At 71.7% G+C, this 24,422-nt stretch carries 27 protein-coding genes; 8 read left to right on the top strand and 19 right to left on the bottom strand.

Annotated features, from left to right (window positions below; genetic code table 11):
• Window positions 1-36: 36 nt before the first annotated feature.
• Window positions 37-582, bottom strand: a complete 546-nt coding sequence (locus tag AB0B39_RS16060; RefSeq protein ID WP_234583807.1) for a TIGR00730 family Rossman fold protein — start codon at window positions 580-582, stop codon at window positions 37-39.
• Window positions 582-1,445: a TIGR00730 family Rossman fold protein gene (locus tag AB0B39_RS16055; protein ID WP_357495765.1), complete on the bottom strand. Its 864-nt coding sequence runs from the start codon at window positions 1,443-1,445 to the stop codon at window positions 582-584. Before AB0B39_RS16055 ends, AB0B39_RS16060 begins: the two co-directional genes overlap by 1 nt.
• A gap of 154 nt (window positions 1,446-1,599) precedes the next feature.
• Between AB0B39_RS16055 and AB0B39_RS16050 the strand changes: the two genes are divergently transcribed.
• Window positions 1,600-1,770: a hypothetical protein gene (locus tag AB0B39_RS16050; RefSeq protein ID WP_357495763.1), complete on the top strand. Its 171-nt coding sequence runs from the start codon at window positions 1,600-1,602 to the stop codon at window positions 1,768-1,770.
• Window positions 1,771-1,832: 62 nt separating this feature from the next.
• Here the strand turns inward: AB0B39_RS16050 and dapE are convergent, their stop codons facing one another.
• Complete coding sequence (gene dapE / locus AB0B39_RS16045; protein ID WP_357574649.1) at window positions 1,833-2,906, bottom strand: succinyl-diaminopimelate desuccinylase; 1,074 nt, start codon at window positions 2,904-2,906, stop codon at window positions 1,833-1,835.
• A gap of 78 nt (window positions 2,907-2,984) precedes the next feature.
• Between dapE and dapD the strand changes: the two genes are divergently transcribed.
• Window positions 2,985-3,944: a 2,3,4,5-tetrahydropyridine-2,6-dicarboxylate N-succinyltransferase gene (gene dapD, locus AB0B39_RS16040; RefSeq protein ID WP_357495761.1), complete on the top strand. Its 960-nt coding sequence runs from the start codon at window positions 2,985-2,987 to the stop codon at window positions 3,942-3,944.
• Window positions 3,945-3,995: 51 nt separating this feature from the next.
• Here dapD and AB0B39_RS16035 read toward each other — a convergent pair whose 3' ends face one another.
• Window positions 3,996-7,307, bottom strand: coding sequence for a S8 family serine peptidase (locus tag AB0B39_RS16035; protein ID WP_357574648.1), 3,312 nt, complete (start codon window positions 7,305-7,307; stop codon window positions 3,996-3,998).
• A gap of 158 nt (window positions 7,308-7,465) precedes the next feature.
• Here AB0B39_RS16035 and AB0B39_RS16030 point away from each other — a divergent pair, with 158 nt between their 5' ends.
• Together AB0B39_RS16030 and AB0B39_RS16025 are read left to right on the top strand one after the other, a co-directional pair.
• A complete protein-coding gene (locus tag AB0B39_RS16030; protein ID WP_357495757.1) occupies window positions 7,466-8,023 on the top strand; it encodes a sugar O-acetyltransferase in 558 nt (185 codons plus the stop codon).
• Window positions 8,024-8,032: 9 nt separating this feature from the next.
• Window positions 8,033-8,668 carry a dihydrofolate reductase family protein gene (locus AB0B39_RS16025; RefSeq protein ID WP_357495755.1) on the top strand — a complete coding sequence of 212 codons (636 nt, stop codon included), beginning with the start codon at window positions 8,033-8,035 and terminating at the stop codon, window positions 8,666-8,668.
• A 10-nt stretch (window positions 8,669-8,678) separates the two neighbouring features.
• Here AB0B39_RS16025 and AB0B39_RS16020 read toward each other — a convergent pair whose 3' ends face one another.
• The 5 genes from AB0B39_RS16020 to fdxA are packed head-to-tail and all read right to left on the bottom strand — an operon-like array spanning window position 8,679 to window position 12,458.
• Window positions 8,679-9,326, bottom strand: coding sequence for a nucleoside/nucleotide kinase family protein (locus tag AB0B39_RS16020; protein ID WP_357574647.1), 648 nt, complete (start codon window positions 9,324-9,326; stop codon window positions 8,679-8,681).
• Window positions 9,326-9,973, bottom strand: a complete 648-nt coding sequence (locus AB0B39_RS16015; protein WP_357574646.1) for an SIMPL domain-containing protein — start codon at window positions 9,971-9,973, stop codon at window positions 9,326-9,328. The genes AB0B39_RS16020 and AB0B39_RS16015 overlap by 1 nt, the downstream gene beginning before the upstream one ends.
• Before the next feature lie 10 nt (window positions 9,974-9,983).
• Window positions 9,984-11,012 (bottom strand): prephenate dehydrogenase/arogenate dehydrogenase family protein, encoded by a 1,029-nt coding sequence (locus tag AB0B39_RS16010; RefSeq protein ID WP_357495749.1) that lies wholly within the window; start codon window positions 11,010-11,012, stop codon window positions 9,984-9,986.
• Window positions 11,013-11,028: 16 nt separating this feature from the next.
• On the bottom strand, window positions 11,029-12,135 hold the full coding sequence (dapC, locus tag AB0B39_RS16005; protein ID WP_357574738.1) for a succinyldiaminopimelate transaminase: 1,107 nt from the start codon (window positions 12,133-12,135) through the stop codon (window positions 11,029-11,031).
• A complete protein-coding gene (gene fdxA, locus AB0B39_RS16000; protein ID WP_091422126.1) occupies window positions 12,132-12,458 on the bottom strand; it encodes a ferredoxin in 327 nt (108 codons plus the stop codon). The genes dapC and fdxA overlap by 4 nt, the downstream gene beginning before the upstream one ends.
• Before the next feature lie 79 nt (window positions 12,459-12,537).
• Between fdxA and AB0B39_RS15995 the strand changes: the two genes are divergently transcribed.
• Window positions 12,538-13,599, top strand: a complete 1,062-nt coding sequence (locus AB0B39_RS15995) for a GNAT family N-acetyltransferase (protein ID WP_357574645.1) — start codon at window positions 12,538-12,540, stop codon at window positions 13,597-13,599.
• Between the two features lie 104 nt (window positions 13,600-13,703).
• On the opposite strand, the gene AB0B39_RS15990 is transcribed toward AB0B39_RS15995, so the two are convergent.
• The 3 genes from AB0B39_RS15990 to mshB all read right to left on the bottom strand — a co-directional run bounded on the left by AB0B39_RS15990 (window position 13,704) and on the right by mshB (window position 15,629).
• Window positions 13,704-14,168 (bottom strand): hypothetical protein, encoded by a 465-nt coding sequence (locus AB0B39_RS15990; RefSeq protein WP_357574644.1) that lies wholly within the window; start codon window positions 14,166-14,168, stop codon window positions 13,704-13,706.
• A gap of 79 nt (window positions 14,169-14,247) precedes the next feature.
• Window positions 14,248-14,685, bottom strand: coding sequence for a hypothetical protein (locus AB0B39_RS15985; RefSeq protein WP_234583822.1), 438 nt, complete (start codon window positions 14,683-14,685; stop codon window positions 14,248-14,250).
• Between the two features lie 17 nt (window positions 14,686-14,702).
• Complete coding sequence (gene mshB / locus AB0B39_RS15980; RefSeq protein ID WP_357495743.1) at window positions 14,703-15,629, bottom strand: N-acetyl-1-D-myo-inositol-2-amino-2-deoxy-alpha-D-glucopyranoside deacetylase; 927 nt, start codon at window positions 15,627-15,629, stop codon at window positions 14,703-14,705.
• Between the two features lie 86 nt (window positions 15,630-15,715).
• On the opposite strand from mshB, the gene AB0B39_RS15975 reads away from it, so the two are divergent.
• Window positions 15,716-17,857, top strand: coding sequence for a prolyl oligopeptidase family serine peptidase (locus AB0B39_RS15975; RefSeq protein ID WP_357574643.1), 2,142 nt, complete (start codon window positions 15,716-15,718; stop codon window positions 17,855-17,857).
• Window positions 17,858-17,887: 30 nt separating this feature from the next.
• Here the strand turns inward: AB0B39_RS15975 and AB0B39_RS15970 are convergent, their stop codons facing one another.
• Complete coding sequence (locus AB0B39_RS15970) at window positions 17,888-18,784, bottom strand: alpha/beta hydrolase (protein ID WP_357574642.1); 897 nt, start codon at window positions 18,782-18,784, stop codon at window positions 17,888-17,890.
• A 141-nt stretch (window positions 18,785-18,925) separates the two neighbouring features.
• Between AB0B39_RS15970 and AB0B39_RS15965 the strand changes: the two genes are divergently transcribed.
• On the top strand, window positions 18,926-19,315 hold the full coding sequence (locus tag AB0B39_RS15965; protein WP_357495737.1) for a MarR family transcriptional regulator: 390 nt from the start codon (window positions 18,926-18,928) through the stop codon (window positions 19,313-19,315).
• 147 nt (window positions 19,316-19,462) lie between these two features.
• Here AB0B39_RS15965 and AB0B39_RS15960 read toward each other — a convergent pair whose 3' ends face one another.
• The gene (locus tag AB0B39_RS15960; RefSeq protein WP_357495735.1) at window positions 19,463-19,837 is read right to left on the bottom strand and encodes a DUF805 domain-containing protein; all 375 of its coding nucleotides are present in this window, start codon (window positions 19,835-19,837) and stop codon (window positions 19,463-19,465) included.
• A gap of 161 nt (window positions 19,838-19,998) precedes the next feature.
• Here AB0B39_RS15960 and AB0B39_RS15955 point away from each other — a divergent pair, with 161 nt between their 5' ends.
• Complete coding sequence (locus AB0B39_RS15955) at window positions 19,999-20,202, top strand: DUF1737 domain-containing protein (protein WP_357495733.1); 204 nt, start codon at window positions 19,999-20,001, stop codon at window positions 20,200-20,202.
• A gap of 72 nt (window positions 20,203-20,274) precedes the next feature.
• On the opposite strand, the gene AB0B39_RS15950 is transcribed toward AB0B39_RS15955, so the two are convergent.
• From AB0B39_RS15950 to AB0B39_RS15930, 5 genes are all read right to left on the bottom strand, one after another.
• A complete protein-coding gene (locus tag AB0B39_RS15950) occupies window positions 20,275-20,568 on the bottom strand; it encodes a DUF1330 domain-containing protein (protein WP_357495731.1) in 294 nt (97 codons plus the stop codon).
• 122 nt (window positions 20,569-20,690) lie between these two features.
• Complete coding sequence (locus AB0B39_RS15945) at window positions 20,691-21,233, bottom strand: ATP-binding protein (protein WP_357574641.1); 543 nt, start codon at window positions 21,231-21,233, stop codon at window positions 20,691-20,693.
• 90 nt (window positions 21,234-21,323) lie between these two features.
• Complete coding sequence (locus AB0B39_RS15940; protein ID WP_357574640.1) at window positions 21,324-21,635, bottom strand: hypothetical protein; 312 nt, start codon at window positions 21,633-21,635, stop codon at window positions 21,324-21,326.
• 522 nt (window positions 21,636-22,157) lie between these two features.
• On the bottom strand, window positions 22,158-22,451 hold the full coding sequence (locus AB0B39_RS15935; protein WP_357574639.1) for a hypothetical protein: 294 nt from the start codon (window positions 22,449-22,451) through the stop codon (window positions 22,158-22,160).
• A 100-nt stretch (window positions 22,452-22,551) separates the two neighbouring features.
• Entirely contained in the window at window positions 22,552-24,294 is a 1,743-nt protein-coding gene (locus AB0B39_RS15930) for an ABC transporter substrate-binding protein (RefSeq protein ID WP_357494295.1), read from the bottom strand.
• Between the last annotated feature and the right edge of the window lie 128 nt (window positions 24,295-24,422).

Genomic DNA, 24,422 nt, shown 5'->3' with positions numbered 1-24,422 from the left:
CGCCACCTCTCATGACCGACCGGGTGGGACCCGGAGTCAGGGTAGGTGGGACTCCAGAGCTTTGACCGCTTCGGGGACCGTGGCGACCACGGTCAGCAGATTGCGCCCGGCGGGTTTGAGGAAATTCTGGTCGGTGATGGTGGCCAGCCAGTCCAGCAGCGGCCGGTAGAAGCCGTCCGCGTCGATCAGCACCATCGGCTTGGTGTGCAGGGCGAGGGTGGCGGTGGTCCAGACCTCGAACAGCTCGTCCAGCGTGCCCAGCCCGCCCGGCAGGGCGAGGAACGCGTCCGACCTGTCGATCATCAGGGTCTTGCGGCTGGCCATCGAGTCGGTGACCAGCAGCTCGTCCGAGGCCAGGTCGGCGACCTCCAGATCGACGAGCGCCTGCGGGATGACGCCCACGGTGCGCCCGCCGGCGGCCCGCGCGCCGTCGACCACCGCGCCCATCATGCCGACGCAACCGCCGCCGCTGACCAGCGTGTGACCGCGTCGCGCCAGCTCCGCGCCGGTCTCGGTGGCGAGGTCGAGCCAGCGTTGGTCGAGGGTGCGGGACGAGGCGCAGAAGACGCAGACGGCCGCCATCAGCTCTCCCGGGGCCGGTCGGGGGCCTGCTCGGCGGCGGCCTGCTGGTCGGCGCCGGTACGCGCCACTGCCTCGTCGCGGACCGCCTCCTGCTCGACGGAGAGCGCCGCCTCGGCCTCGACGATGTGGCGGACGGCCGCGTTGACGTCGTCGGTGAGGCAGATCAGGTCCAGGTCGACCGGGCCGATCTTGCCGCTGGCGGCCATGGTGTCGCGCAGCCAGTCCAGCAGTCCCTGCCAGTAGGCGACGCCCATCAGCACGACCGGGAACCGGGTGACCTTGCCGGTCTGCACGAGGGTGAGCGCCTCGAACAGCTCGTCCATGGTGCCGAAGCCACCGGGCAGCACCACGAACGCCTGCGCGTACTTGACGAACATGGTCTTGCGGGCGAAGAAGTAGCGGAAGTCGATGGCCAGGTCGACCCAGTCGTTGATGCCCTGCTCGAACGGCAGCTCGATGCCGAGCCCGACGGAGAGCCCGCCGGCCTCGGTGGCGCCCCGGTTGGCGGCCTCCATCACTCCCGGGCCACCCCCGGTGATGACCGCGTAACCGGCCCGCGCGAGCGCGCCACCCATCTCCTCGGCGAGCCGGCACTCGGCCGTGTCCGGGCCGCTGCGGGCCGAGCCGAAGACGCTGACCGCCGGCGGCAGGTCGGCGAGGGTGTCGAAGCCCTCGACGAACTCGGAGAGGATGCGCAGCGCCCGCCAGGCGTCCCTGGTCTTCCAGTCCCCGCGCCCACGCGAGTCGAGCAGCCGCTGGTCGGCGGTGCTGCTCGGGATCGCCCCCCGGCGCAGCGTGACGGCGCCCCGGTGCCGCTCCTGCCCCGGGCCGCGGCCGGCCTCCCGCCCGTTGTTCTGGCTCATGAGGCAACCGTAGTGGAGCCGCACACGCCGGGTGTGCGGGGCGGGGACGCCGAGAAATAGTTCGCGATCATGGGCAACTATTTGGCTTCCCCGTACGTCTTACTATTCACATACCGGGTATGCCCGGGCGCGCGCCTTCGGGGGAGGAGACAGCGTGATCAGCAACAGCGAGATGATCCGGATCCGTCGACAGATGCAGCGACGGATCCACGACGTGGTGGCCGAGCGCCGCCGCGCCCGTGACCTCGACCCCGCCCTGTCGCCCGCCGCCTCCGGATCCGGAGCCGATCAAGAGGTTCGCGCCGCCGACAACGGGCCCGGCTGACGCGAACCTCTTGATCGCCGGAAACACTGCCGACCGGCCGGCCCGCAACGGGCCCGACCAGGTCAGGCCGGGGCGAGCCAGCGGTGCAGCGTCGCCGCGCCGTCCCGGATCTTGCTGATCTCGACGTGCTCGTTGGGGTGGTGGGCGAGGTTCGGGTCGCCCGGGCCGAAGTTCAGCGCGGGGATCCCCATCGCCGCGAACCGGGCCACATCCGTCCAGCCCAGCTTGCCGATCGGCGCGGCGCCGACCGCCGCCAGGAACTCCTTCGCCGGGGCCGCCTCCAGCCCCGGGGCGGCACCCGCCGCGGTGTCGGTCACCCGCACCTCGAAGCCGTCGAACACCTCACGCAGGTGCGCCTCCGCCTCAGCGGGGGTGCGGTCCGGAGCGAACCGGTAGTTGACCTCGATCTCGCAGTGGTCCGGGACCACGTTGCCGGCCACACCACCGTTGATCCGTACCGCGTTCATGCCCTCGCGGTAGTCGCAGCCGTCGATGGTGACCCGGCGTGCCTCGTACGTCTGGAGACGACGCAGCACCTCCCCGGCCGCGTGGATCGCGTTCACGCCGTGCCAGGAGCGCGCCGAGTGGGCGCGTACGCCGGTCGTGGTGACCACCGACCGCATGGTGCCCTGGCAGCCCGCCTCGACGATGCCGTACGTCGGCTCCAGCAGCACCGCGAAGTCCGCTTCCAGCCACTCCGGGAACGCCTGCGCGACGAGGTTGAGCCCGTTGTAGCGCGACTCGATCTCCTCGGCCTCGTAGAAGAAGTACGTCACGTCGTAGCGCGGGTTGGGCAGCGTCACGGCCAGGTGCAGGGCGTACGCGACGCCGGACTTCATGTCGGAGGTTCCGCAGCCGTACATCAGGTCGCCGCGCATTGTCGACGGGAAGTTGTTGTTCAACGGCACCGTGTCCAGGTGACCGGCGAGCACGACGCGCTGCGACCGGCCGAGGTCGGTGCGCGCCATCACGGTGTTGCCGTGCCGGTGGGTGGACAGGTGCGGTACGCCCCGCAGCACCTCCTCGACGAAGTCGGCGATGGCCTTCTCGTTGAGGGACACGGACTCTATGTCGACCAGTACGCGGGTCAGCTGCACCGGATCGGCGAGGACCTCGGGGGTCAGCGGGTTCTCCATGGTTCGCACGGTACCTTCAGGTCTGTCAGTGCGAGGAGCGAGCCGAGGCCGGCCTGGCCGCGACCGAGAGGTGTAACAGTGACGTCCGCAGATTCCGCCTGGGGCATCGGCCTGGCCACCGTCACCGCCGACGGGCAGGTGCTCGACACCTGGTATCCGACCGGGAAGCTGGGCCTGGGTGAGCTGCCGCTGGTAGCCGGCGAGGGCGAGTCGGACGTGCTGGACCTGCCGCCGGGCGCGCTGGGCGACCGGGCGCTGCCCGGTCTGCGTACCGAGCAGGTGGTCACCGTGATCGGCTCGCTGGACGACCCGATCAAGGACGCGTCCGACGCGTACCTCCGGTTGCACCTGCTGTCGCACCGCCTGGTGCGGCCCAACCAGCTCAACCTCGACGGCATCTTCGGCAAGCTGGCCAACGTGGCCTGGACGTCCGCCGGGCCGTGCCCGCCGGAGCGGGTGGACGAGCTGCGGGTGATCGAGCGGGCCGCCGGCCGGCACCTGGCGGTGTACGGGGTGGACAAGTTCCCCCGGATGACCGACTACGTGGTGCCCTCCGGTGTGCGGATCGCCGACGCCGACCGGGTCCGCCTGGGCGCGCACCTGGCCGCCGGCACCACAGTGATGCACGAGGGCTTCGTCAACTACAACGCCGGCACCGTCGGCACCTCGATGGTCGAGGGGCGGATCGTGCAGGGCGTGCTGGTCGGCGACGGCTCCGACATCGGCGGCGGCGCCTCGATCATGGGCACGCTCTCCGGTGGCGGCACCGAGAAGGTGAGCATCGGCGAGCGGAGCCTGATCGGCGCGAACGCCGGTGTCGGCATCTCGCTCGGCGACGACTGCGTGGTCGAGGCCGGCTGCTACATCACCGCCGCGTCGAAGATCACCCTCCCGGACGGTCGCGTGGTCAAGGCCCGCGACCTGTCCGGCGTCGACGGCCTGCTGTTCTGGCGCAACTCGGTGACCGGCGCGCTGGAGGCCCGCCCGCGCACCGGCCGGGGCATCGAACTGAACGCCGCCCTGCACGCCAACGACTGACGTCCCCGCCGGGTCCGCGGCGCTGCGCCGCGGACCCGGCGGGGGTACGCCTCAGCGCAACCGGTACGCCTGGATGATCCGTTCGGTCACCGTGTTGCCGGCGGCGTCCCGGGCGGTGGCCCGCAGGGACACGTGGCCGGGTGCCGCCCGATGCCGGACGGTGGCCGTCCAACCGTGGCCGCCGTGCCGGACCCGGGCGGGTTGCCAGGTACGCCCGCCGTCGTAGGAGACGTCCACCCGCAGCCCGGTCACGCGCGATCCGGGGACACCGGGCTGCGGCTGCACCTGCACCGGGATGACCAGACTCCGACCGGCCGCTGCGGCGTTGTTCCCGTCCAGCGGAGGCGCGAACCGGATCGCCGACACCTGTAGTGGCCGGTAGTCGTCGCCGGGCACGTGCCCGGACCGGAACGTCCACGTCGCCCCGACCTCGGTGCTCAGGTCGGTGAAGCTGCGCTTCGCCGACACCTCCAGCCGGTAGTTCGCGACGCCGGGCGGCACCGTGAACTGGCCGTAACCCGGCTCGGTCAGCTCGTCGACCAGGACGCCGTCGCGGTAGAGGGCGGTCCGGCCGGCGTCCGTGATCGACCCGCCGGCGTGGCCGTCGGCGTCGCTGTGCAGCGGAAGGCTCACCAGGATCTCGTCACCGAGGCGGGTGACGCCCTGGCCCGGCCAGCGCGGCGCGGGGAAGGACGGCCCGTACGGCGCGCTGTTCCAGGTCTCCCGGACGTGCCGGCCGGCCCGGTACGCCTTCGGTTCGGCCTCCAGCACCGCCTTCGTGTCGAGCCACCCCTCGTCGGTGGGTACGCCGAACGTCAGCTCGGAGGACCAGCGCAGCCCGTTGGTGTTGTAGTGCTCGACGCGTTGCCCGGGCACGGCGGTGGGCAGGACCGTAGCCCAGCCACCCAGGTCCGGTTCGAGGTGCGGGAAGACCACCCGCTCGGAGAGCATGCCGGGGTAGCCACCCCGGAACTCGTGGGTGACCGTGGCCAGGTCCCGAGCGCGGTAGGTCTTGTCGAAACCAGTCGGCATCCTCCCGGGGATCTTCTCGCTGAGCGCGTACAGGTAGGGGCTGCTGGCCACCTCCGGCTTGCGCCACTGGCTGCTCACCGTGCCGAAGAACCGTGCGCCGGAGACCACCCGGCCGAGGTGCCCGGTGGCTAGCCCGGTGAAGTCCAACCCGAGCAGGCCGAAGCCGTAGGAGCTGTCGTCCGCGCCGATGAAGTTCGCGCCGATGTCCACCAGATCCGGGACTGCCGTCCGCTCCGGGATGGTCGTCCGCACCGGCCGTGCCGTGCGGGCGTCGACGGTGACTGTGGTGTCCCCGTCGAGCACCAGCTCCGGCTGGACCAGTTGGGCAGCGACGTCGTCTCCGAAGACGATGCTGGCCAGCGCGTAGCGACCCTTCGGCACGCGGACCTCGACGGTGCCGTCCGGGTCGTACAGGTTGCGACTGCCGAGGGTGTCCAGGTCGATCAGCGTGGTGACGTGGTCGCTGGCTGCCGCACCGCTGGCATCGAGGTGCCGGACGGTGAGCTGGTAGCTCTCCACCTCCCGGTTCACCGCTATCGGGGTGACCGCCACGGCGGTGCCGGATCGGGCCACGATGCGGCCGGTCCAGTAGCCGTCCGTCCCGATGCGGGTGTCCACTGTGACAGTGGTGCCCGCCGTGCCGCCGGCGGGCACGGTGACCTGGCCCGCCCCGAGGGAGAACATGCCGGCCGGAGCCGGTTGGCCGTCCGGGCCGATCACCTCCAGGGTCAGGTCGAGGGTGAGGGGGGCCGGACCGTCGTTGTGCCAGTCGACCTGCCGGGCGACCGGGGTGTCGTCGTCGTGCGGCCAGGCCGGCTGACCGAACGAGACGCTGACCGGGGTGCTGGTCACCCGCTCGGTGATCGCATGGGCCACGTCGACCCGGCCGGCGCCCTGCTGGAAGGCGGTCTGCTCCGGGTGCGGCTTGGCCGAGGCCATCAGGGTCGCCTTGAGCTGGGCCGCCGCCCAACCCGTGTGCTGCTGGGCGAGCAGCGCCACCGCGCCGGTGACGTGCGGCGCGGCCATCGAGGTGCCGGAGAGCGCGAGGTATCCCTCCCCCACCGGCTCGCCGATCTGCGCGCCCTTGGCACGGGCGGCGACGATGTCGACCCCCGGGGCGGTCAGGTCCGGCTTCAGCCCGCCGTCGCCCACCCTCGGGCCACGGCTGGAGAAGTCGGCGAGGGCGTCGTCGCGGTCCACCGCGCCGACGGTGAGCGCCGCTTCGGCGCTGCCCGGCGAGCCGACCGAGCCGTCCGTGCCGTCGTTGCCGGCGGAGAGGACGAAGAGCGCGCCGGTCTGCGCGGTCAGCGACTCGACGGCCGCCTCCAACGGGTCGACGTCGGGTGTGTCGGTGCCGCCCAGGCTCATGTTGATCACATCGGCGTGCTGGTCGGCGGCCGCCCACTGCATGCCGGCCAGGATCGCCGACTCCATGCAGCCGCCCTCCTCGCAGACCTTGCCGTTGAGCAGCGTGGCGTCCGGAGCGACACCGTGGTACTTGCCACCGGAGGCGGCGCCACTACCCGCGATGATCGAGGCGACGTGCGTGCCGTGGCCGACGGTGTCGTCGGTGTCGGTGGCCTCGGTGAAGTTCCGCGCCTCGGCGATCCGACCGCTCAGGTCGGGGTGGCTGGCGTCGATCCCGGTGTCCAGCACCGCCACGCGGACGCCCCGACCGGTGAAGCCGGCCTCGTACGCGGCCGGGGCGCCGATCTGCGGCACGCTGTGGTCGAGGGTGACCTGACGACGGCCGTCGAGCCAGATCCGGTCGGCGCCCCCCGCCGTGCCGACCCGGGCACCGGCGCCGGTCAGCGCCGCCCAGACCGTGGTGGCCTGCTGCTTGTCGGCGGTCGCGGCGAACCCGCCGATGGCCGGCAACTCCGCCGTGACGGTCAGCCCGGCCGGTGCCGCGGAGCGTTTCCGGGCGCCCGCGTCGCCGGTGACCAGCACCGGCAGAGCGTTGCGGCGGGCGTCGTCGTAGCCGGCGTCGATCAGCCCGGTCACGTCGAACAACCGCCTGTCGACCCGGCCGGCGCGAACCAGGGGCAGGGCGTCCTGCGGCAGCACCGTGAGGTGGCCACGGTCACGGGTGGTGATGAACCGCTGGTGCGTACGCCCCGGACCGGGGCGTACGGAGGCGGACCCGGAGTCGGTGACGGTGACCCGGTCTCCGGTGAGCAGGGTGACTGTGGTGGTGGACGCGGCGCGCGGCGCGGCGCCCGTAGTGGCGTTGGTGGCCTTGGTGGCCTTGGTGGCGCTGGCGGGTGGTTGAGCCGCGGCGATCACCGGAGTGCCCAGCACGAGGGCTGCGGCGGCGATGGCTGCGGTCATTCTGCTGCGTCGATGCAACGGATCCTCCTTGGTGGAGCGTTGTAACCAGAAGAGACGCATTGACCACCGACAGTATTACATACCGAGTATGCATAAAAGAGGGCCAGAATATGACGGACCTGCCAACGGATGGCAGGTCAGCGGGCATCATCGACCGGGTGACCTCCATGAAGGACAAGATGCTCGCGGGTGAGCCCTACCTCGCCGACGATCCCGAGCTCATCGCCGACCTGGACCGGGCCGCCCGGTTGATGGAACGCTTCAACACCAGCCCCGCGGCGGATCCGGCGCAGCGGCTCGCGGCCCTGCGCGACCTGCTCGGCGAGCTCGGTGAGGGCACCTGGGTCCGTCCACCGTTCTACTGCGACTACGGCCGGCAGATCCGGATCGGCCCCCGCAGCTTCGTCAACTACAACGCGGTCTTCCTCGACGTCGCGGCGATCACCCTCGGCGCGGACGTCCAGGTCGGACCGAACGTGCAGCTCCTCACCCCGACCCACCCGGTGGAACCCGACCCGCGCCGCGACAAGTGGGAGGCCGCCAAACCGATCACCATCGGCGACAATGTGTGGCTCGGCGGCGGCGCGATAGTGCTCGCGGGAGTGACGATCGGCGCGAACACCGTCGTCGGCGCCGGAGCGGTGGTGACCCGCGACCTGCCCGCCAACGTGGTCGCGGTCGGCAACCCGGCCCGACCGGTCCGCGACCTCGACTAGGAGACCAGCATGGGAACGATCCACATCGACCTGTTCGCGACACTCGACCTGGTCGGTCAGGCACCGGGTGGTCCCGACGAGGACCCGGAGGGCTTCCCGTACGGAGGCTGGCAGGCGCCGCTGTTCGACGAGACGGGCGGCCAGCAGGTCATGGAGGGCATGCAGGGCATGGACGCGCTGCTGCTGGGCCGCCGGACGTACGACATCTTCGCCGGCTACTGGCCGAAGCAGGGCGAGGGGGTCGACGGCGACATCGCCACCCTGTTCAACCGCATCCCGAAGTACGTCGCCTCGCGGGGCAACCCGGATCTGGGCTGGGCCGGCTCGACCCAGCTGGGCCCCGACCTGGGCAGCGCCGTACGCGAGCTGCGGGACAGGCACGAGAAGATCCACGTGATCGGGAGCCTGAACCTGGTCCAGACGCTCCTGCGCGAACGCCTCTTCGACCGGCTCAACCTGTGGATCTTCCCGATCGTGCTGGGCGTCGGCAAGAAGGTGTTCGACGGCGGGGCCGTACCGGCCAACCTGACCCTCGTCGAGCCGCCCGCCACCTCCGCCAAGGGCGCGGTGCTCCTGCGGTACCGGCTCGATGAGGGAACGCCCACCACCGGGGACATGACCCGCGACGACCGCGGCGAGCAGTGACGACTGCCGTTCAGGTCACCGGCGGGTCGGGCAGGCGGACCACCAGGTCGGCCCGGTCGGCAGTGGGGACGACGCGGGTCGCGTTGGCCTCGTCGCTGCCCAACGCCCAGGCGCGCGCCTGCTCCGGTGACCGCCCGTACGCCTCGTGCCGAGCGGTCAACCGGCACTGGCGCAGCTCGACGTCCAGGTCGAGGAACCACGCCTCGTGCAGCAGCGTCCGGACCTCCTGCCACGGAAAGTCCGGCACCAGCAGGTAGTTGCCCTCGGTCACCACCAGGCGCACCGACGGCGGCACCTCGATCGCCCCGGCCACCGGCTCCTCGATCTCGCGGCGGAACTCCGGCGCGTACACCGAGGTCGGCTCCAGCCGGCGCAACCGGCGCAGCAGTGACACGTACCCGTTGGCGTCGAAGGTGTCGACCGCGCCCTTGCGGTCGGCGCGGCCCAACCGGAGCAGCTCCGACTGGGCCAGGTGGAAGCCGTCCATCGGCACCAGCCGGGCGCTCGGCCCGACCTCGGCGACGATCCGCTCGGCCAGGGTGGACTTGCCGGCGCCGGGCGCCCCGGTGATGCCGAGCAGCTGCCGCGGGCCGACGTCGGCAAGTGACCGCGCCCGCGCCACCAGCTCCTCGACGGCCAGCACCCGGGCCGGCGGCATCAGCCCAGCACCGGATCGCTGATCGTGAACCGGGCCTGCACCGCCGCCTGCACGGTCTGCGGCCGCGGATCCAGCTCCAGCTCGGGTGCCCCGCCGCCGGCACCCCCCACGTCGAAGGCCGCCCGGGCGAACATCGGCCGGTCCCCCGGGCCGGAGTCGGCCAGCTCGATCAACGCGGTGACGCGGGCGCCGAGCGCCTCGGCGTACTCCCGGGCGCGCAGCAGCGCGTCGCTGATCGCCGCGTGCCGCGCCTCGCGGTACGCCGGGCTGTCCGGACGCAGCTCCCACCAGGGGCCGGCCACCTCGACCTGGTCCTGGTCGGCCAGCCGGAGCATCAGCTCGCCCAGAGCGGTGAAGTCGGTGACGGTGACCGTCGTGGTGACGCTGCCGAGCCAGCCCACGACACGCTCACCCGAGCGCTTGGTCTGCGGCCGGACCCACAGGTCGCCGGCCTCCCGCCGGGCCACCGCCGGCTCCGAGGCGTCCAGCAGCACCCGGACGGCGGCCGCCCGCTCGGCGAGCTGCGTCAGCGTCGCCTCCCGATCCCGGGCGCGCGCCGTCACGGTGACCGCGAACCGCGCCAACTCGGGCGGCACCTCCCGGGTCGCCTCGCCACGCACCTGCACAACCGGGCCGTCCGTCGCCATGCCTGCCAGCCTAGTCAGGCACCGGCAGCCACGCCGGGTAGGAGACGACGTCCGAGCCGATCCGGCAGCCCGTCAGGTGGCCGCCGGCGTCGCCCAACCCGCGCAGCCAGGCCACCTCGACGGCATGGTCGCCGCCGGCCGGGAACTCGCGGTCCGCCGGGGCGAACCGGCGGCCCCGCAACGCCGACCGCGCCGCCCCGGCCTGCGCGTACCCGGCGGTGAGCGCGGGCGCGTCGCCGGCACTCAGCGCGCCGGCCAACTCGTCCAGCAGCACCCGGACCTCGGCCAGCTCGCGCAGGACCCGTTCGCGGTTGCCGAGCAGCATGTTCGCCGTCCGCTCGGCAGGTGTGCCGGCGACCCGGGTGCCGTCGGAGAAGCTGCCCGCGGCCAGCGCCAGCACGGCGTCGCGCAGCGGCGACCGCTGCACCGCCCCGGCCAGCGCGCCGGCCAACAGGTGCGGCACGTGCGACGCGAGCGCGGCCACCGAGTCGTGCGCCGGCGCGGACATCGGCACCACCCGGGCCTCGAACAGCTCGACCAGCAGGCCGGTCAGCCAGCGGAAGGCGAGCGTCGCGGCACCCGTCGCCGGGCAGAGCACCCAGGCCGCACCGGTGAGCAGCGCCGGGGAGGCCGCCGTCAGGCCTGCGGACTCCGCGCCCGCCATCGGGTGCCCGGGTACGAAACGGTCGGTGAGCCCCAGCCGGTCGGCGGCCGCGGCCACCTCGACCTTGGTGCTGCCGACGTCGGTGAGCACACAACCCGGCGCGGTCAGGTCGGCCACCTGGGCCAGCGTCCGGGGCAGGGTGGGCAGCGGACCGCAGAGGAAGACCACGTCCCGGCCGGCGACGGCCTGCTCGATGGTGGCCGGAGCCGTCACACCGCGCTCCCGGGCCCGTTCCCGCGTCACCGGGTCCGGATCCCACCCGGCGACGTCCAGGCCGGCGTCGGCGAGACGCAGCAGCAGCGAACCACCGATCAGACCGGTGCCGAGCACCGCCGCCCGCACGTTGGCGTACCGTCCGGTGCCGCCGTCGGTCATGGCCGGCCGCCCGGGGTCAGGCCCGCAGCCGGCCGGCGACCGCTGCGCCGTGCTCGTCGGACTCGGTCAGCGCCACCCGGACGTACCGCTGGGCGGAGGGGCCGTAGAAGACACCGGCAGCGACCAGGATGCCGCGCCGGGCCAGCCAGTCGACAGTCTCCCAGCAGTCCTCGTCGCGGGTGAGCCAGAGGTAGAGACCCGCCTCCGAGTGCTCGATCGTGAAGCCGGCGCCGGTGAAGGCGGCGGACAGCACCTCGCGCCGGGCGCGGTAGCGCTCCCGCTGCTCGACGGCGTGCTCCTCGTCCTGCAGGGCGGCCACCATCGCGGCCTGCACCGGCGCGGGCACGATCATGCCGGCGTGCTTGCGCACCTTCAACAGCTCGGCGACGAGAGCCGGATCGCCGGCCACGAACCCGGCCCGGTAGCCGGCGAGGTTGGACCGCTTGGACAGCGAGTGCACGGCGAGCACTCCGGTGTGGTCGCCGCCGCAGACCTGCGGCGACAGCACCGACACCGGCTCGGCCGACCAGCCCAGCGGCAGGTAGCACTCGTCGCTGGCGACCACCGCGCCGCGCTCCCGGGCCCAGTCGACGACCTTGCGCAGATGCGCCGCGGGCAGCACCCGCCCGGTCGGGTTACCTGGCGAGTTGACCCAGACCAGCCGGACGCGCGAGGTCGGCCCGACAGCGGTGAGCGAGTCGGCGCGGACCACTGTCGCGCCGGCCAGCCGGGCCCCGTCCTCGTACGTCGGGTAGGCGATCGACGGCACGACCACCACGTCGCCGGGACCGATGCCGAGCAGGGTCGGCAGCCAGGCGACCAGCTCCTTGGAGCCGATGGTCGGCAGGACGCCGAGACCGTCGACGCCAGCACCACAGGCCCGGGCGACCCACGCCGCTATCGCGTCGCGCAGCGCCGGGGTGCCGGCGGTCAGCGGGTAACCCGGGGCGTTGGACGCGTCCGCCAACGCCTGCCGGATCACCGCCGGAACCGGGTCGACAGGCGTGCCCATGGAGAGGTTGATCAGGCCCTCCGGATGCGCCGCGGCCAGCGTGGCCGCGGCGTCCAGGGTGTCCCAGGTGAACTCGGGCAGCCGTGCCGAAACCGGCGCGGGCCGGTTCAGTGGCCCTCGCCGCGCGGCGGCTGCGCGGCGACGAAGGTGGCGTCCTTCTCCACCTTGCCGATCTTCGAGGCGCCGCCGGGCGAGCCGAGCTCCTCGAAGAACTCGTAGTTCGCGCCGGTGTAGTCCTTCCACTGCTCGGGGACGTCGTCCTCGTAGAAGATCGCCTCCACCGGGCAGACCGGCTCACAGGCACCACAGTCGACGCACTCGTCGGGGTGGATGTAGAGCATCCGATTGCCCTCGTAAATGCAGTCGACCGGGCACTCCTCGATGCATGCCTTGTCGAGCACATCCACGCACGGCTCGGCGATGATGTAGGTCACCGGTCTTCTCCTCCGCAAGACGCGCCGCGATCTCCCGCGACGGTAAGAGCCTAGTATCTCGCCGGGGAGGGGGTCGATCGTGCTCCGACAGCAGGATGTGGGACACCGGATCGTGGTCCGCCGGATTGTGGGGATTCGCGAAGGCCGCCCGCTGTTTTCTGACGCCCTCGGCGAGCTGGTGGAGTTGAGCGAGACTCATCTCACCCTCGCCACGGCGCAGGGCCCGCTGCGCGTTCCGGTGGCGCAGGTGCACCGGGCCAAGCGGGTGCCGCCGACCCGCCGGCCGACCGCCGCCGCGGTGGTGGCGCTCGAACGGGCCGCCGACGAGGCCTGGCCGGCGCCGACGCGCGGCCGGCTCGGCGACTGGCTGCTGCGCTCGGCCGAGGGTTGGACCGGCCGGGCCAACTCGGCACTGCCGATCGGCGATCCGGACCGACCGCTGCCGGCGGCAGTGGACGCGGTCGAGCGCTGGTACGCCGACCGGGGCCGGCCGGCGATGATCAACACGCCGTTGCCGCTCGCCGCGCCGGTCGGCGCCGAGCTGGACGAACGCGGCTGGGACAGCCGCCCACCGACACTCGTACAGACCGCGCCGCTCCCCCTGGCGACGCCCGCCGCCCGTATCCCGGGCGTGTCGACGCCCGAGCCGGGCGGGACCGTCGGCGGGCCGCGCGTTGGCGTCGGTGCGCAGCGTTCCGAGCTCGGCCGGCCGGGCATCGCGGTCGGCGAGCCGGGCGGTGCGGTCGTCGAGGTGGTGACCGCGCCGAGCGCGGACTGGCTCGCGGTCGCCGCCGGCCGCAAGGGTGGTCTGCCGGACGCCGCCCGGCACGTGCTCACCGCGGTGGACCAGGTCCGGTTCGCCCACGCGTACGTCGACGGCACGCTGGTGGCGATCGGCCGGGGCACGGTGACCGGCGAGGGCCGCTGGTTGGGCCTCAGCCTGATCGAGGTGCTGCCGGCGCTACGTCGGCAGGGGCTGGCCCGCCGCGTGATCGGCGAGCTGGCCGCCTGGGGCGCCGCTGCCGGCGCGACACACGCGTTTCTCCAGGTGGAGCAGCACAACGCCGCTGCGGTGGCGCTCTACCGGACGCTCGGCTTCACCACCCACCACACCTACCTGACCCGGGTAGCCCCAGCCTGACCGACCCGCACCCTCCCCGTTCGCCGATCTTGCACTTTCTGCCGCGGCGCACTAGGGCATTCCGCCCGTATCGACGACCGAAAGTGCAAGATCGGCGGGGGGCGTCAGCGGCGGACCACGCGGCGGGGCTTGGCCGCCTTGACCTCGGCGTACCGCTTGAGCTGCTGAGAGCGGTGGTCGAGACCGAGGGCGGTCGCGACCAGGTATCCGATCATGGTCCCGAGGCCGGTGGCGAGCAGGTAGAGCCAGATCTGGGCGAAGAACGTGCCCGCGCCGTCGGCGAACGGGTTGTGACCGACAACCAGCGGGCCGACCAGCACGGTCAGGGCCATGGCCACCAGCACCACGACCGCCACGTCGCCCGCCCACAAGGCCAGCGGCCGCGCGCGTCCCCAGCGGAAGGCGATCGCGGCCATGGTCAATCCGATCACCACGAACATCGCCAGCGACACCCGGTCGGCCGCGGCGTCGTCACCGTCGAAAGCGAACCGGGTGACCAGCCGGGCGACCAGGTTGACCGCGAACAGCCCTCCCGCGAGCACCCCGATGGTCCGCCACCGTCTGTCCATCGCACGACCTCCTGCCGTACGCCCCGTCTGCGGGGCCACATCCCTGGCAGGAATATCTACCACCCGTAGCTGTGTGGCGTCACCAACGACCGAGCGTGGGCGGCGGGGCGAGGATCTGCCGGAAACCCATCACGGCGAACGTCATCGCGCCGGCCACGATCATCGCCAGGCCGACCCAGTTGTCACCGGCCAGCAGCAGATCGCCCTCGGTGGTGCGGATGGCGGCCACCGCCATCAGGGCGAACCACGGCACCGCCGGCAGCGCCACCGCCCAGCGACGGCCGACCGCCTCGTGCGCGAACCAGCTCAGCACGATGTTGGCGCCGACGGCGAGCAGTGCCGAGACCCCGATGAGCTGCCCACCGACCCGGAGGGTGGCGAGCAGCAGCTCCAGCACACCGGTCACGACCCCCGCCACCATCACGACGACCGCGCCGGCCAGCCGCAGACCCAGGTCCAGCAGTCGCGGCGGTGGCCCCGCCTCGGGCGGGGTGTCCTGGTCGTTCACTACCGACATCGGCGCGGCGGGGAGCGTCACCGGAGACCGGCCGCCGCGACCGGGGACCGGTCCACGGGAACCTCCGAGGGCAGCCCGGCGAAGAGGTCGTCCTCCCAGCCGTACGGGCCGACGCCCGGGCCCTTCGCGCCGACCGCGAGGGTGAAGAACTCCACGCCCATGAACTCGCCCCCGAAGTTGCCGGCGATCGAGTAGAGCCAGGAGGTGGCCGGGATCTGGGTGGCGTGCGCCCGCATCGCCGCCTCCTTGGCCGCGTGCTGGTCGGTGCCGTCGATCCGGGCGGCGATCTGGTCGTCCGGGGTGCCGAAGGGCAGCTCGGCCAGGTCTCGGATGCCGGCGAACGGGTTGTCCGAGGATTCGGCGAAGTGCGCCATGCCGGCCTCCAGCACGCTGAGCGGCATCGCCGTCCAGTAGACCTTCGCCGGGGCGCAGCCCTCGACGGCGGCCAGCTCGACGGCGCGCATCGCCACCCGGTGCGCCTGGATGTGGTCGGGGTGGCCGTAGAAGCCGTTCGGGTCGTACGTGATGAGCACCTGGGGGCGTACCTCCCGCATGACCTCCACCAGGTGCCCGGCGGCCTCGTCGAGGTCGGCCTGCCAGAAGGCGCGGGGGTGGTCGTTCGTCGCGAGGCCCATCATCCCCGAGTCGCGGTAACGGCCGGCGCCACCGAGGAAACGGTGGTCGCTGACGCCGAGCGCGGCGCAGGCGGCGGCCAGCTCGGCGATCCGGTACCCGCCGAGCTGGTCGGCCTCCGCGGCGGCGAGCTGCGCGAGGGCCGGTACGTGGATCTCGCCCTCCTCGCCGAGGGTGCAGGTCACCAGCGTGACGTGTGCGCCGGCGGCGGCGTAGTGGGCCATGGTCGAGCCGGTGCCGATCGACTCGTCGTCGGGGTGCGCGTGGACCAGCAGCAGGCGGCGGTCGGGCAACGTCGTCACGACGGTCACTCTAACTGGCGGTTCTCTCCCCGGGTCGTCGACGCGTCCGCCCAGGTCGGCCACATCACGCCCGGCGCGGCTCTACGATTTGGCCTGTGGACTTTCCGGAGCTGGCCGCCCGCACCCGCCGGTTCAGCCACGGTGCGCCGCGCGCCGTCTCCGTGGCCGAAGACGGCTCCCGGGTGATCTTCCTGCGCTCCGCCGGCCCGGAGGATCCGGCGGACGCGCTCTGGCTGCTGGACGTGGCGACCGGCGAGGAACGCCTGGTGGCCGACCCGGCGACCCTGCTGGGCGCCGAGGGTGACGTGCGGGCGCTCTCCCCGGGTGAGCGGGCGCTGCGGGAACGGCTGCGGCTCACCGCCGCCGGCATCGGCTCGTACGCGTTGGACGCCGCCGGCCGGATCGCGGTGTTCGCGCTGGCCGGTCGGCTGTTCCGGGCCGATCTGGTGCACGGTGACGTGGTGGAGGTGGCCGCCGTCGGTCCGGTGCTGGATCCTCGACCGGATCCGACCGGGGAACGCCTGGCGTACGTGACCGACGCGGCCGGTGGCGTGCGCCGGGGTGAGCTGCGCGTCATCGAGGCCGATGGCACGGACACCCTGCTGGCCGGCGAGGACGCCGGAGTGAGCTGGGGTCTGGCCGAGCACATCGCGGCTGAGGAGTTCGGCAGGTACCGGGGCTACTGGTGGGCCCCGGACGGGCGGATGGTGCTCGCCGCCCGGGTGGACGAGTCTCGGCTGGACCGCTGGCACCTGCACGACCCGGCCGAGCCGGCCAGCCCGCCGACGGCCGTCGCGTATCCCCGGGCCGGCGGCCCGAACGCCGAGGTCAGCCTGCACCTGCTGGACCTGGACGACGGCTGGGTCGACGTGCACTGGGACCGCGAGACCTACCCGTACCTGACCGGGGTGAGCTGGGGCGAGGGCAGCCCGCTGATCACCGTGCTGCGCCGCTCGCAGCAGCACGGCCTGGTGCTCGCGGTGGACCCGCGCACCGGTGAGACGCAGGTGCACGCCGAGCTGGCCGATCCGCGCTGGGTGGAGCCGATCGCCGGCACACCTGCCCACCTGCCCGACGGCCGGGTGCTGGTCGGCGGCGAACTGGCCCACGACGGGTACGACGCCCGCTGCCTGTTCGCCGACGGCACCCTGCTCACACCCCCGTCGCTGTACGTGCGGCGGGTGGTGGGCCGGCTGCCGGCCGTCAGCGGTCCCGCCGACCTGCTGGTCGAGGCGAGTGACGGCGAGCCGAGCGAGCGGCACCTGTTCCGGGTCCGTACGACAATCGGGGGCGGGGTGGACGCCCGGCGGCTCACCACCGACTCGGGCTGGCACACCGCTGCCGTCGGCGGGGACGTCCTGGTGGTGGGGACCGCCTCGCTGGACCATGCCGGGGTGCGGTGGACGGTGTCGCGCGGCGGGCAGGAGCTGGCCGAGCTGCGGTCACTGGCCGCCAACCCGCCGTACTCTCCGCTGCCCCTGCTGGAGCGGGTGACCGACCGGCGGCTGCCGGCGGCGGTGCTCTACCCCGACAACCATGTGACGGGCCGGCGGCTGCCGGTGCTGCTGGACATCTACGGCGGTCCGGGACACCAGGAGGTGGTGGCGGCCCGGGCCGCGTGGCTGGAGCGGCAGTGGTGGGCCGACGCCGGGTTCGCGGTGGTCACGATCGACAACCGGGGTACGCCGGGCGTGGCGCCGTCGTTCGAGAAGGCGATCCACCGGCGGGTCGCCGACGTGATCCTGACTGACCAGATCGACGCGCTGACCGCGCTCGCCGGCAAGCATCCGGACCTGGACCTGGGCCGGGTGGGGGTGCGCGGCTGGTCGTTCGGCGGATGGCTGGCCGGGTTGGCGGTGTTGCGCCACCCGGAGCTGTTCAAGTGCGGGATCGCAGGCGCACCGGTGACCGACTGGGCGCTGTACGACACCGCGTACACCGAGCGTTATCTCGGCCTGCCGGAGGACGGCATGGACGTGTACGCGCACCACTCGCTGATCGAGTTGGCGGCGGAGCCGGTCACCGGGCCGGACCAGGCCCGCCCGTTGCTGCTGGTGCACGGCCTGGCCGACGACAACGTGGTGGCCGCGCACACGCTCCGGCTCTCCGCGGCCCTGCTGAGCACCGGCCGCCCGCACGCCGTGCTGCCGCTGACCGGCGCCACCCACATGGCCGCGAACGGCACCGCCGAGCGGCTGCTGCCGCTGGAGCTCGACTTCCTCCGCACCCACCTGTGAGGTCGGGTCCGCCGCAACGAGGTCGTCGCCTCAGGCGCTCAGCTGCTGGCTGAGGAACAGGGCGGCGCGGTCGAGCGCATGGTCCGCCTCGTCGAGTTGACCGACGAAGGACTGGAACACGTGCGGTACCCCGGCCGTGATGTCGAGGATGACGTCGACCTCGGCGTCACGGGCGCGTTCGGCGAGCCGTACCGAATCGTCGAGCAGCAGTTCGTTGGTTCCCACCTGCAGCAGCAGCGGCGGGAAGCCGGTCAGATCGGCCAGGACCGCCGGGGCGAGCAGTTCCTGGTTCGGATCCTGCCCGCCGAGGTACAGCGCGCCCGTGTGAGCCATGCTCTCGCTGGTGAAGAGGGGGTCGACACCGGCCTTGGTCGTCATGCTCGCGCCCGTGCGGGTGTGGTCGAGACCGGGTGAGAACGCGACGATGGCGCCGGGCATCGGCAGTCCGGCCCTTCTCGCGGCGAGCGTGGTCGTCACGGACAGGCCACCACCTGCCGAGTCGCCGGCGAAGGCGATGGACTGTGGGTTCACCCCGGCGTCCAGCAGCGCCTGGTACGCGTCGAGGCAGTCCTCGATCGCGGCGGGGAACGGGTGTTCCGGCGCGAGCCGGTAGTCCAGTGACAGCGCGCGGAATCCGGTCCGGAGGACCAGGCTGGCGGTCAGCCCCATCGCCGTCCGCGGAGAGCCGACGGAGAACGAGCCGCCGTGGAAGTACAGGATGGTGCCCGGACGTGTCTCGCCCTCCGGTTCCACGAGCACCGCGGCCCGTTCGCCGAGCGTCGTGTCGGACGTGCGCACCTTCGGTACCGGGAACATCGCCATCAGCTCCGCGAAGTCGCGGCGCATCTGCTCGATCGGGAGTGGGGTGAAGCCCTGCGAGCCGCGCCGCAGCATGGCGTCGATGGTTGCGCGCTGTGCCTTGCTCATGGTGGTACTCCTTCGAGGCCCTGCCGTAATCTACATGCCGTGGAAGATAATTTACCTGCCACGGCATGCAATGACCCTGCGACGGCGGCAACTGCGACGTTCTTCAGTGATCTGGTCCGGTGCGAGACCCGCCTCTACAACATGCTGAACGACCTGCAGCGGAGCCGACACGGGATCGCGGCATCGCAGTTCGAGTTCCTGCGCCATCTACGCGCGCACCCGGGCGCACGCGTCGCCGACCTCGCCGAGTTCTTCGCCATCGGCGTCGGCGCGACAAGCAAAGGTGTCGACCGCCTGGAGGGACGGGGGTGGGTCAGGCGCATCCCCAACCCCGCGGACCGACGCTCCTCGCTGCTGGAACTTACCGACGCCGGCCGCGCCCTCGTCGACGACGCGGAGAGCACCTTCGCGACCATCACCGAACTCATCCAGGCAGCACTCGGACCCGCACAGTTCGACGCCGCGGCGGACGCGCTGCGGATGCTGCGGACCGCCCTCGAACGCGACAAGATCGGCAACCCGGTCGGCTGACCGTCTGCGGCTTCTGGGCGCAGGCGTCGTCCTCATCGGCGTGCGCCGCGGGCACCTCGACGACGAAGGTCCCCTTCCGACAGCCCTGTCGGAAGGGGACCTTCCTGCCCGGTCTCGGATCCGCGCGCGGTGTGGCGCGGAAAGCGGTCAGCCCTTGGGGCTGGGGCCGAAACGGTTGGCTCCGGGCGTGCCGTCCTGCACGAAGAACACGATCAGGACGATGGCGCCCACGAGCGGCACCAGGCCGATCAGCACCCACCACCCCGTCCGGTCGGTGTCGTGCAGGCGCCGCACCGCGACAGCGAGCGTCGGCAGCAGCAGCACCAGGGAGGCGATAAGACCGATGACACCGCTCGTCGAACCGTCCACGAAGGTCAATCCGAGAGCGCTGTCCAGAATGGCCGCGACAATACCGACGAGGATGGAGAACAGAGCGAACCACCAGTACTCAGACCGGCGGGCCCGACCCGTGAAACCGACGTACTGACTGAAGACCGATTTGATGGCGGCACCGAATGACATGACTATCTCCCGTTTGCGAGGGGCTTTCAAGGTCATCGCGAAGGCAGCCAAACAGATCGATGTGACGGGGTCAACGGCCGAGCGGCCGAGGCGCAGTAGCCGCAGCGCCCACAAAACCAGCCGAGGCGCGGCTTCGGCCGCCGGGCAGGGACAATGCGACGATGTCGGACCTCACGAAGCCACTCGGCTACCGCCTCATCACCGGACGAGATGACGCCGAATTCTGCGCCCGCGTCAGCGCGCTCCTCGATCAGGGCTATCGGCTGCACGGCTCGCCGGCGCTGACCTTCGACGGCGAACGCGTCATCGCCGCCCAGGCGGTGGTGCTGCCGCGCTCCGTCGGCCCGGAGGCGGCCACTGGCTGATCCGCACCTACGGCTCGTGCCGCCGGCCGGTCGCCGCTCTTCGCGGCGCAGGAATCGGCGCGGTCGACCCGGTCAGTCGATGCCTTCGATGATGCGGAAGTCGCGCTCCACGCCGTCGGAGAGGGCGGCCAGCGCCTCCTGGTAGGCCTCACTCTCGTGTGCCGCGACGGCCTGTTCGAAGCTGTCGAACTCGACCAGGATGGTGCGCTCGGCGATTCCGGCGTCATGTGCGACGACCCGACCACCGCGGGCAAGGGTCCGCCCGCCCCCGGCCGCGACCGCTGAAGCGGCCAGCTTGTTGTAGGCAGCCAGCTTCTCCGGGTCGGGAATGGTGCGGTAGGCACTGACCCAGTAGCCCTTGGCCACGGAACCCCAGTGTTCTTTGCGAGACCGACCGGGACAGGGGCGCGGTGGTGTCAGGCTACCCACCGGGCCGGTACCGAGTGGGTCGCGGTGGCTTCGTAGGCGGCGGTGTGGTCGCTGCGGTATCAGGCCCGCAGGGAGACCGACGGTGGCCAGCGATGTGTGCGCCACTCGTTCCAGGTCGCGAATCCAGCCGGCGGGTCGTCAATGGGTTCGCTGCCGTCCAGCTCACCTGGCGTGGGGATGTCGATGCTGGCAGTCCACTCGGCGAGTTCCTCGTCGGACATGGGCCATGTCGTGTGTGGCGCTTCAGCCTGGCGCTCATCGATTCGTCTGCGCTGCTCGGCAGGGGCGAGTTCGAAGTAGCGCATCTGCACCGTCGCGCCCAGGTCCGCAGCGGCCTGCCGTAGGGCGGAGCGCTCGTCGCGACTCCACAGACCGTAGTCGATCACCACATTGTTGCCGAGTTCGAGAGCGCGCAGCCCGATCTCGATGAGCCGTCCCTCGATCACGTCCTGAGCCGCTGGCGGATTCTCGGGACCGTAGAGCGCCTTCACCCACTCGTCCTTCGTCAGGCGAAGGGCCCTGCACTCGACCTCCATACGCCGGGCAGCTGTGGTCTTCCCGGTGCACGGCAGGCCCACCGTCAGAAACAGCGTTGGAGTCATCATCACCCGCTTCCGTCGGGAGAGCGCCTCGGCGATCCCCGTGACCCTCGGACGCAGCGCGAGCCGGCAGCCGGCGGCGTCGCGGTCGTGTCAGTCGTCCTCGATGCGGCCGGTCGTGGGGTCGACCATGGCCAGGAAGTCGCGAATGTTCTCCCGGTGCTCCTCGACCGACAGGCCGGCGGTGGGACTCATGCCGAAGCCGTAGCCGGGGTTCGGCCCGCTGAGCCACGTGTAGTCGGTGCCATCGCAGTCGTTCGGGCGAAGAGCGAACGTCTCGCCATCGACGTCGAGCGTGCGCGATGCGGCGTCGGCGGTGCCTTCGGTCTCGGGACGCAGGCCGGGAACGGCCTGCGCGGGGGTGTCCCGGTCGCCGATGCCGTCATCTGGGTAGCTCTCCGCCATGTGCCCATCTTCGTGGAACTGCCGGCCCGCCGCACCGATCCGCCACTGTCGGCGCCGGATCGCGGGCTACCTGGGCGACCACGTGCCGGACGGCTGGCCGGTAGCTGATCTCGGCGGGGGGCGATGCGCTCGGCCCCTACCAGGACCCGGGCCGCGTGGGCTGGGTCGTCCATTTGGAGGTACGCGCGCGCCGCGTCGATCAGGTGCGCGCCGCGGTGCTCGACCGGCAGCCAACGCCACCCATCCCTCGCGATCGCCTTCTCGTGCCGAGTGGCCGCTTCCGGCCCGTCGCCCAACTCCACCGCGGCGGCGACCGCGCCACCTCGACAGCCGCCGGCCCGAACGCCGTCCGATAGTGGTCGTGCCCGTCGCCCAGCTCGGCGGCCTCGTCCGGCAGGCGACAGGCCATTCGGTCGTCACCCGCCCTGGCGGCCGCTTCTCGCTAATCGAGACTCGCAATCTTGGACAGTTTCCGTTAGGACGTAACGGAAACTGTCCAAGATCTGCGGCTAGGGCTTCATCTCAGTCGTCCTCGACGCGCCCGGTCGTAGGATCGACCATGGCCAGGTAGTCACGGATGTTTTTCCGGTGCTCGTCGAGCGACAGGCCGCGAGTCGGACCGACACCGAATCCGTAGCCGGGCCTCGGCCCGCTGAGCCACGTGTAGTCGGTGCCGTCGCACTCGTTCGGGCGGAGAACGAACGTCTCCCCGTCGACGTCAACCGTGACCGACGTCGCGTCGTCCGTAGGTACCGGCCGCAGGCCGGGTACGGCGTTCCGATCGACATCGCCGTCATCGGGGTAGCTGGGCTTCACATGGCCATCATCGCGCGGCAAAGACCACCTGCCGGCGAAACGGCGAGGACCCCCTCCCGACGACGCTGTCGGAAGGGGGCCCTGCCTGCCTGCGAGATGCCTACGGCTTGACGTACGCGTTGACGAACGACGGGTAGCCGAAGACGCTGGAGATGAAGACCCCGCCGGTTTTGGACCCGTGCACGTTGTAGGCCACGTCGACGAAGAGCGGCACCACCGGCGCGTGCTCCTTCATGATCCGCTCGTCCAGCTTGGCCCACTCCGGGCCCTGCTCGGCGGCCGGCATGGCCGAGATGCGGTCCATCTCGGCGTTGACCGCCGGGTCGTTGAAGTAGGACTGGTTGCTGTTGCCCTCGGCCTTGATGGTGCGGCCGTCGTAGAGCACCGGCAGGATCGACGCCCCGCTGGGCCAGTCCGCCGCCCAGTTACCGATGTACAGGTCCCAGGGGTTGTCCTTCTTCTTGATCTCGTCGAGCTTGGCGTCGTCCGAGATGTTCCGCAGCGTGATCTTGAAGCCGGCGCGCTCCAGGTTGGCCTTGAGCTGCGCGCCCTGCTGCTGCTCGGTCGAGTTGTCGGCGACACCGAGGACCAGCTCGGGCGTCTTGCCGCCGAGCAGTTCCTTGGCCTTGTCGACGTTGCCGTTGGCGCCCGCCGGGTACGCGTCGTACGCCTTGTAGCCGATGGTGGCCGACGGCATCAGCGTGGTCATCGGCGCGGCGACGGTCTGCCCGCCCATGGCCTTGATGAGGCCCTCGCGGTCGATGGCGTAGTTGAGCGCCTGACGCACCGTCAGGTCGGTGACCCGCTGGTTGTTGATGACGAGCTGGTTGGCGCTCGGCGTCGGGGAGAGGATGGTGCGCGACTTGAGCGCGGCGTCCCCGGCCACCTTGGCGACCAGCGAGGCGGGCACGGTGTTGAAGGCGAGCGCGCTCTGGTCGGCGCCGTTGTCGGCGATCACCCGGTTGTTGGCGGCGTCCGCGGTCGGGCCGAAGGTCCACACGAACTGGTCCGGGTACTGGTGCCGGACCGGGTCGGTCTTCGGGTCCCAGTTGGGGTTGCGGTCGAGGGTGATCTGCACGCCGACCTGGTTCTTGGCGACCTTGTACGGGCCGGACGAGAACGGCTGCTTGTCCAGGTCGACGCCGGTGTCCTTGTCCGCCGGCAGCGGCGCGGTGGTCGGCAGCGAGACCGCGAACGGCAGGTCACAGCGGGGCTTGGAGAACTCGAAGCGCAGAGTCTTGGCGTCCGGCGTGCTCAGGCCCGGCGGCAGCGACGTCTTGTTCTTCTTGAAGTCCCACTTGGTGTCGAACTGCGGGGTGTCGGCCAGCCACTCCTGGATGTAGGTGGGGCCGCCGGACAGGTCCGGGTCGAAGGAGCGGGCGATGCCGTACGCGATCTCCTTGGCGGTGATCGGCCGGCCGTCCTCGAACTTCACCCCGTCCTTGACGGTGAATTCCCAGACCTTGCAGTCGTTGTTGACGTTCTTGCCCGGCGTCTCGGCCAGGTCACCGACGAGGACGAGGCCGCCCTTGCCGTCGTCCTTCCAGGTGGTCAGGTAGCGGGCGAAGAGCGGGTTGGTCATCAGACCGGCGAACGAGTACGTCCGCTGCGGGTCCAGGTGGGAGATCGGCGACTCCCGGATGATGGTGAAGGTGCCGCCCTTCGCGGCGCCGCTCACCTCCGCAGCCGGGCCCTGCGAGTCCTTCGGGTCGGTCGCGATGACCCCGGTCTGCTGCCGTTCGGTGTCCACGGTGGTGCCCTCGCCCGTGTTCTTCGAGCACGCACCCAATGCCACCACCAGAGCGATCGCGCCGCCTGCGGCAGCCACCACGCGTGGTCTCATGAAGTACCCCCTTCACCCATGTGCCGTGCGGTTTCGCCGGGGCGAGAACCGCCGACGTCCCGAGGATCGTAAGGAAGAAAACCTACGAGTTGTGTAACAGTTGTCGATAAATTTCGCCACCAGCCGTG

This window comes from Micromonospora sp. NPDC049114, assembly GCF_040648635.1.
In the GTDB taxonomy this organism is placed as follows: domain Bacteria; phylum Actinomycetota; class Actinomycetes; order Mycobacteriales; family Micromonosporaceae; genus Micromonospora.
The sequence above is the reverse complement of the archived record's forward strand: the minus strand, read 5'-3'. Positions and strand labels throughout refer to the sequence as shown.

Excerpts from the sequence above, each read along its gene's own strand:
- AB0B39_RS15965 (WP_357495737.1), top strand. The coding sequence starts at position 18,926 with ATGCTGAACGACCTGCAGCGGAGCCGACACGGGATCGCGGCATCGCAG.
- AB0B39_RS15930 (WP_357494295.1), bottom strand. The coding sequence starts at position 24,294 with ATGAGACCACGCGTGGTGGCTGCCGCAGGCGGCGCGATCGCTCTGGTG.
- AB0B39_RS15985 (WP_234583822.1), bottom strand. The coding sequence starts at position 14,685 with ATGTCGGTAGTGAACGACCAGGACACCCCGCCCGAGGCGGGGCCACCG.
- AB0B39_RS15945 (WP_357574641.1), bottom strand. The coding sequence starts at position 21,233 with ATGACTCCAACGCTGTTTCTGACGGTGGGCCTGCCGTGCACCGGGAAG.
- AB0B39_RS15940 (WP_357574640.1), bottom strand. The coding sequence starts at position 21,635 with ATGGCGGAGAGCTACCCAGATGACGGCATCGGCGACCGGGACACCCCC.
- dapE (WP_357574649.1), bottom strand. The coding sequence starts at position 2,906 with ATGGAGAACCCGCTGACCCCCGAGGTCCTCGCCGATCCGGTGCAGCTG.
- AB0B39_RS16015 (WP_357574646.1), bottom strand. The coding sequence starts at position 9,973 with ATGGCGACGGACGGCCCGGTTGTGCAGGTGCGTGGCGAGGCGACCCGG.
- AB0B39_RS15955 (WP_357495733.1), top strand. The coding sequence starts at position 19,999 with ATGTCGGACCTCACGAAGCCACTCGGCTACCGCCTCATCACCGGACGA.
- AB0B39_RS16060 (WP_234583807.1), bottom strand. The coding sequence starts at position 582 with ATGGCGGCCGTCTGCGTCTTCTGCGCCTCGTCCCGCACCCTCGACCAA.
- AB0B39_RS15990 (WP_357574644.1), bottom strand. The coding sequence starts at position 14,168 with ATGGACAGACGGTGGCGGACCATCGGGGTGCTCGCGGGAGGGCTGTTC.
- AB0B39_RS16035 (WP_357574648.1), bottom strand. The coding sequence starts at position 7,307 with ATGACCGCAGCCATCGCCGCCGCAGCCCTCGTGCTGGGCACTCCGGTG.
- AB0B39_RS15960 (WP_357495735.1), bottom strand. The coding sequence starts at position 19,837 with ATGTCATTCGGTGCCGCCATCAAATCGGTCTTCAGTCAGTACGTCGGT.
- AB0B39_RS16020 (WP_357574647.1), bottom strand. The coding sequence starts at position 9,326 with ATGCCGCCGGCCCGGGTGCTGGCCGTCGAGGAGCTGGTGGCGCGGGCG.
- AB0B39_RS16025 (WP_357495755.1), top strand. The coding sequence starts at position 8,033 with ATGGGAACGATCCACATCGACCTGTTCGCGACACTCGACCTGGTCGGT.
- AB0B39_RS16055 (WP_357495765.1), bottom strand. The coding sequence starts at position 1,445 with ATGAGCCAGAACAACGGGCGGGAGGCCGGCCGCGGCCCGGGGCAGGAG.
- AB0B39_RS15970 (WP_357574642.1), bottom strand. The coding sequence starts at position 18,784 with ATGAGCAAGGCACAGCGCGCAACCATCGACGCCATGCTGCGGCGCGGC.
- AB0B39_RS16010 (WP_357495749.1), bottom strand. The coding sequence starts at position 11,012 with ATGACCGACGGCGGCACCGGACGGTACGCCAACGTGCGGGCGGCGGTG.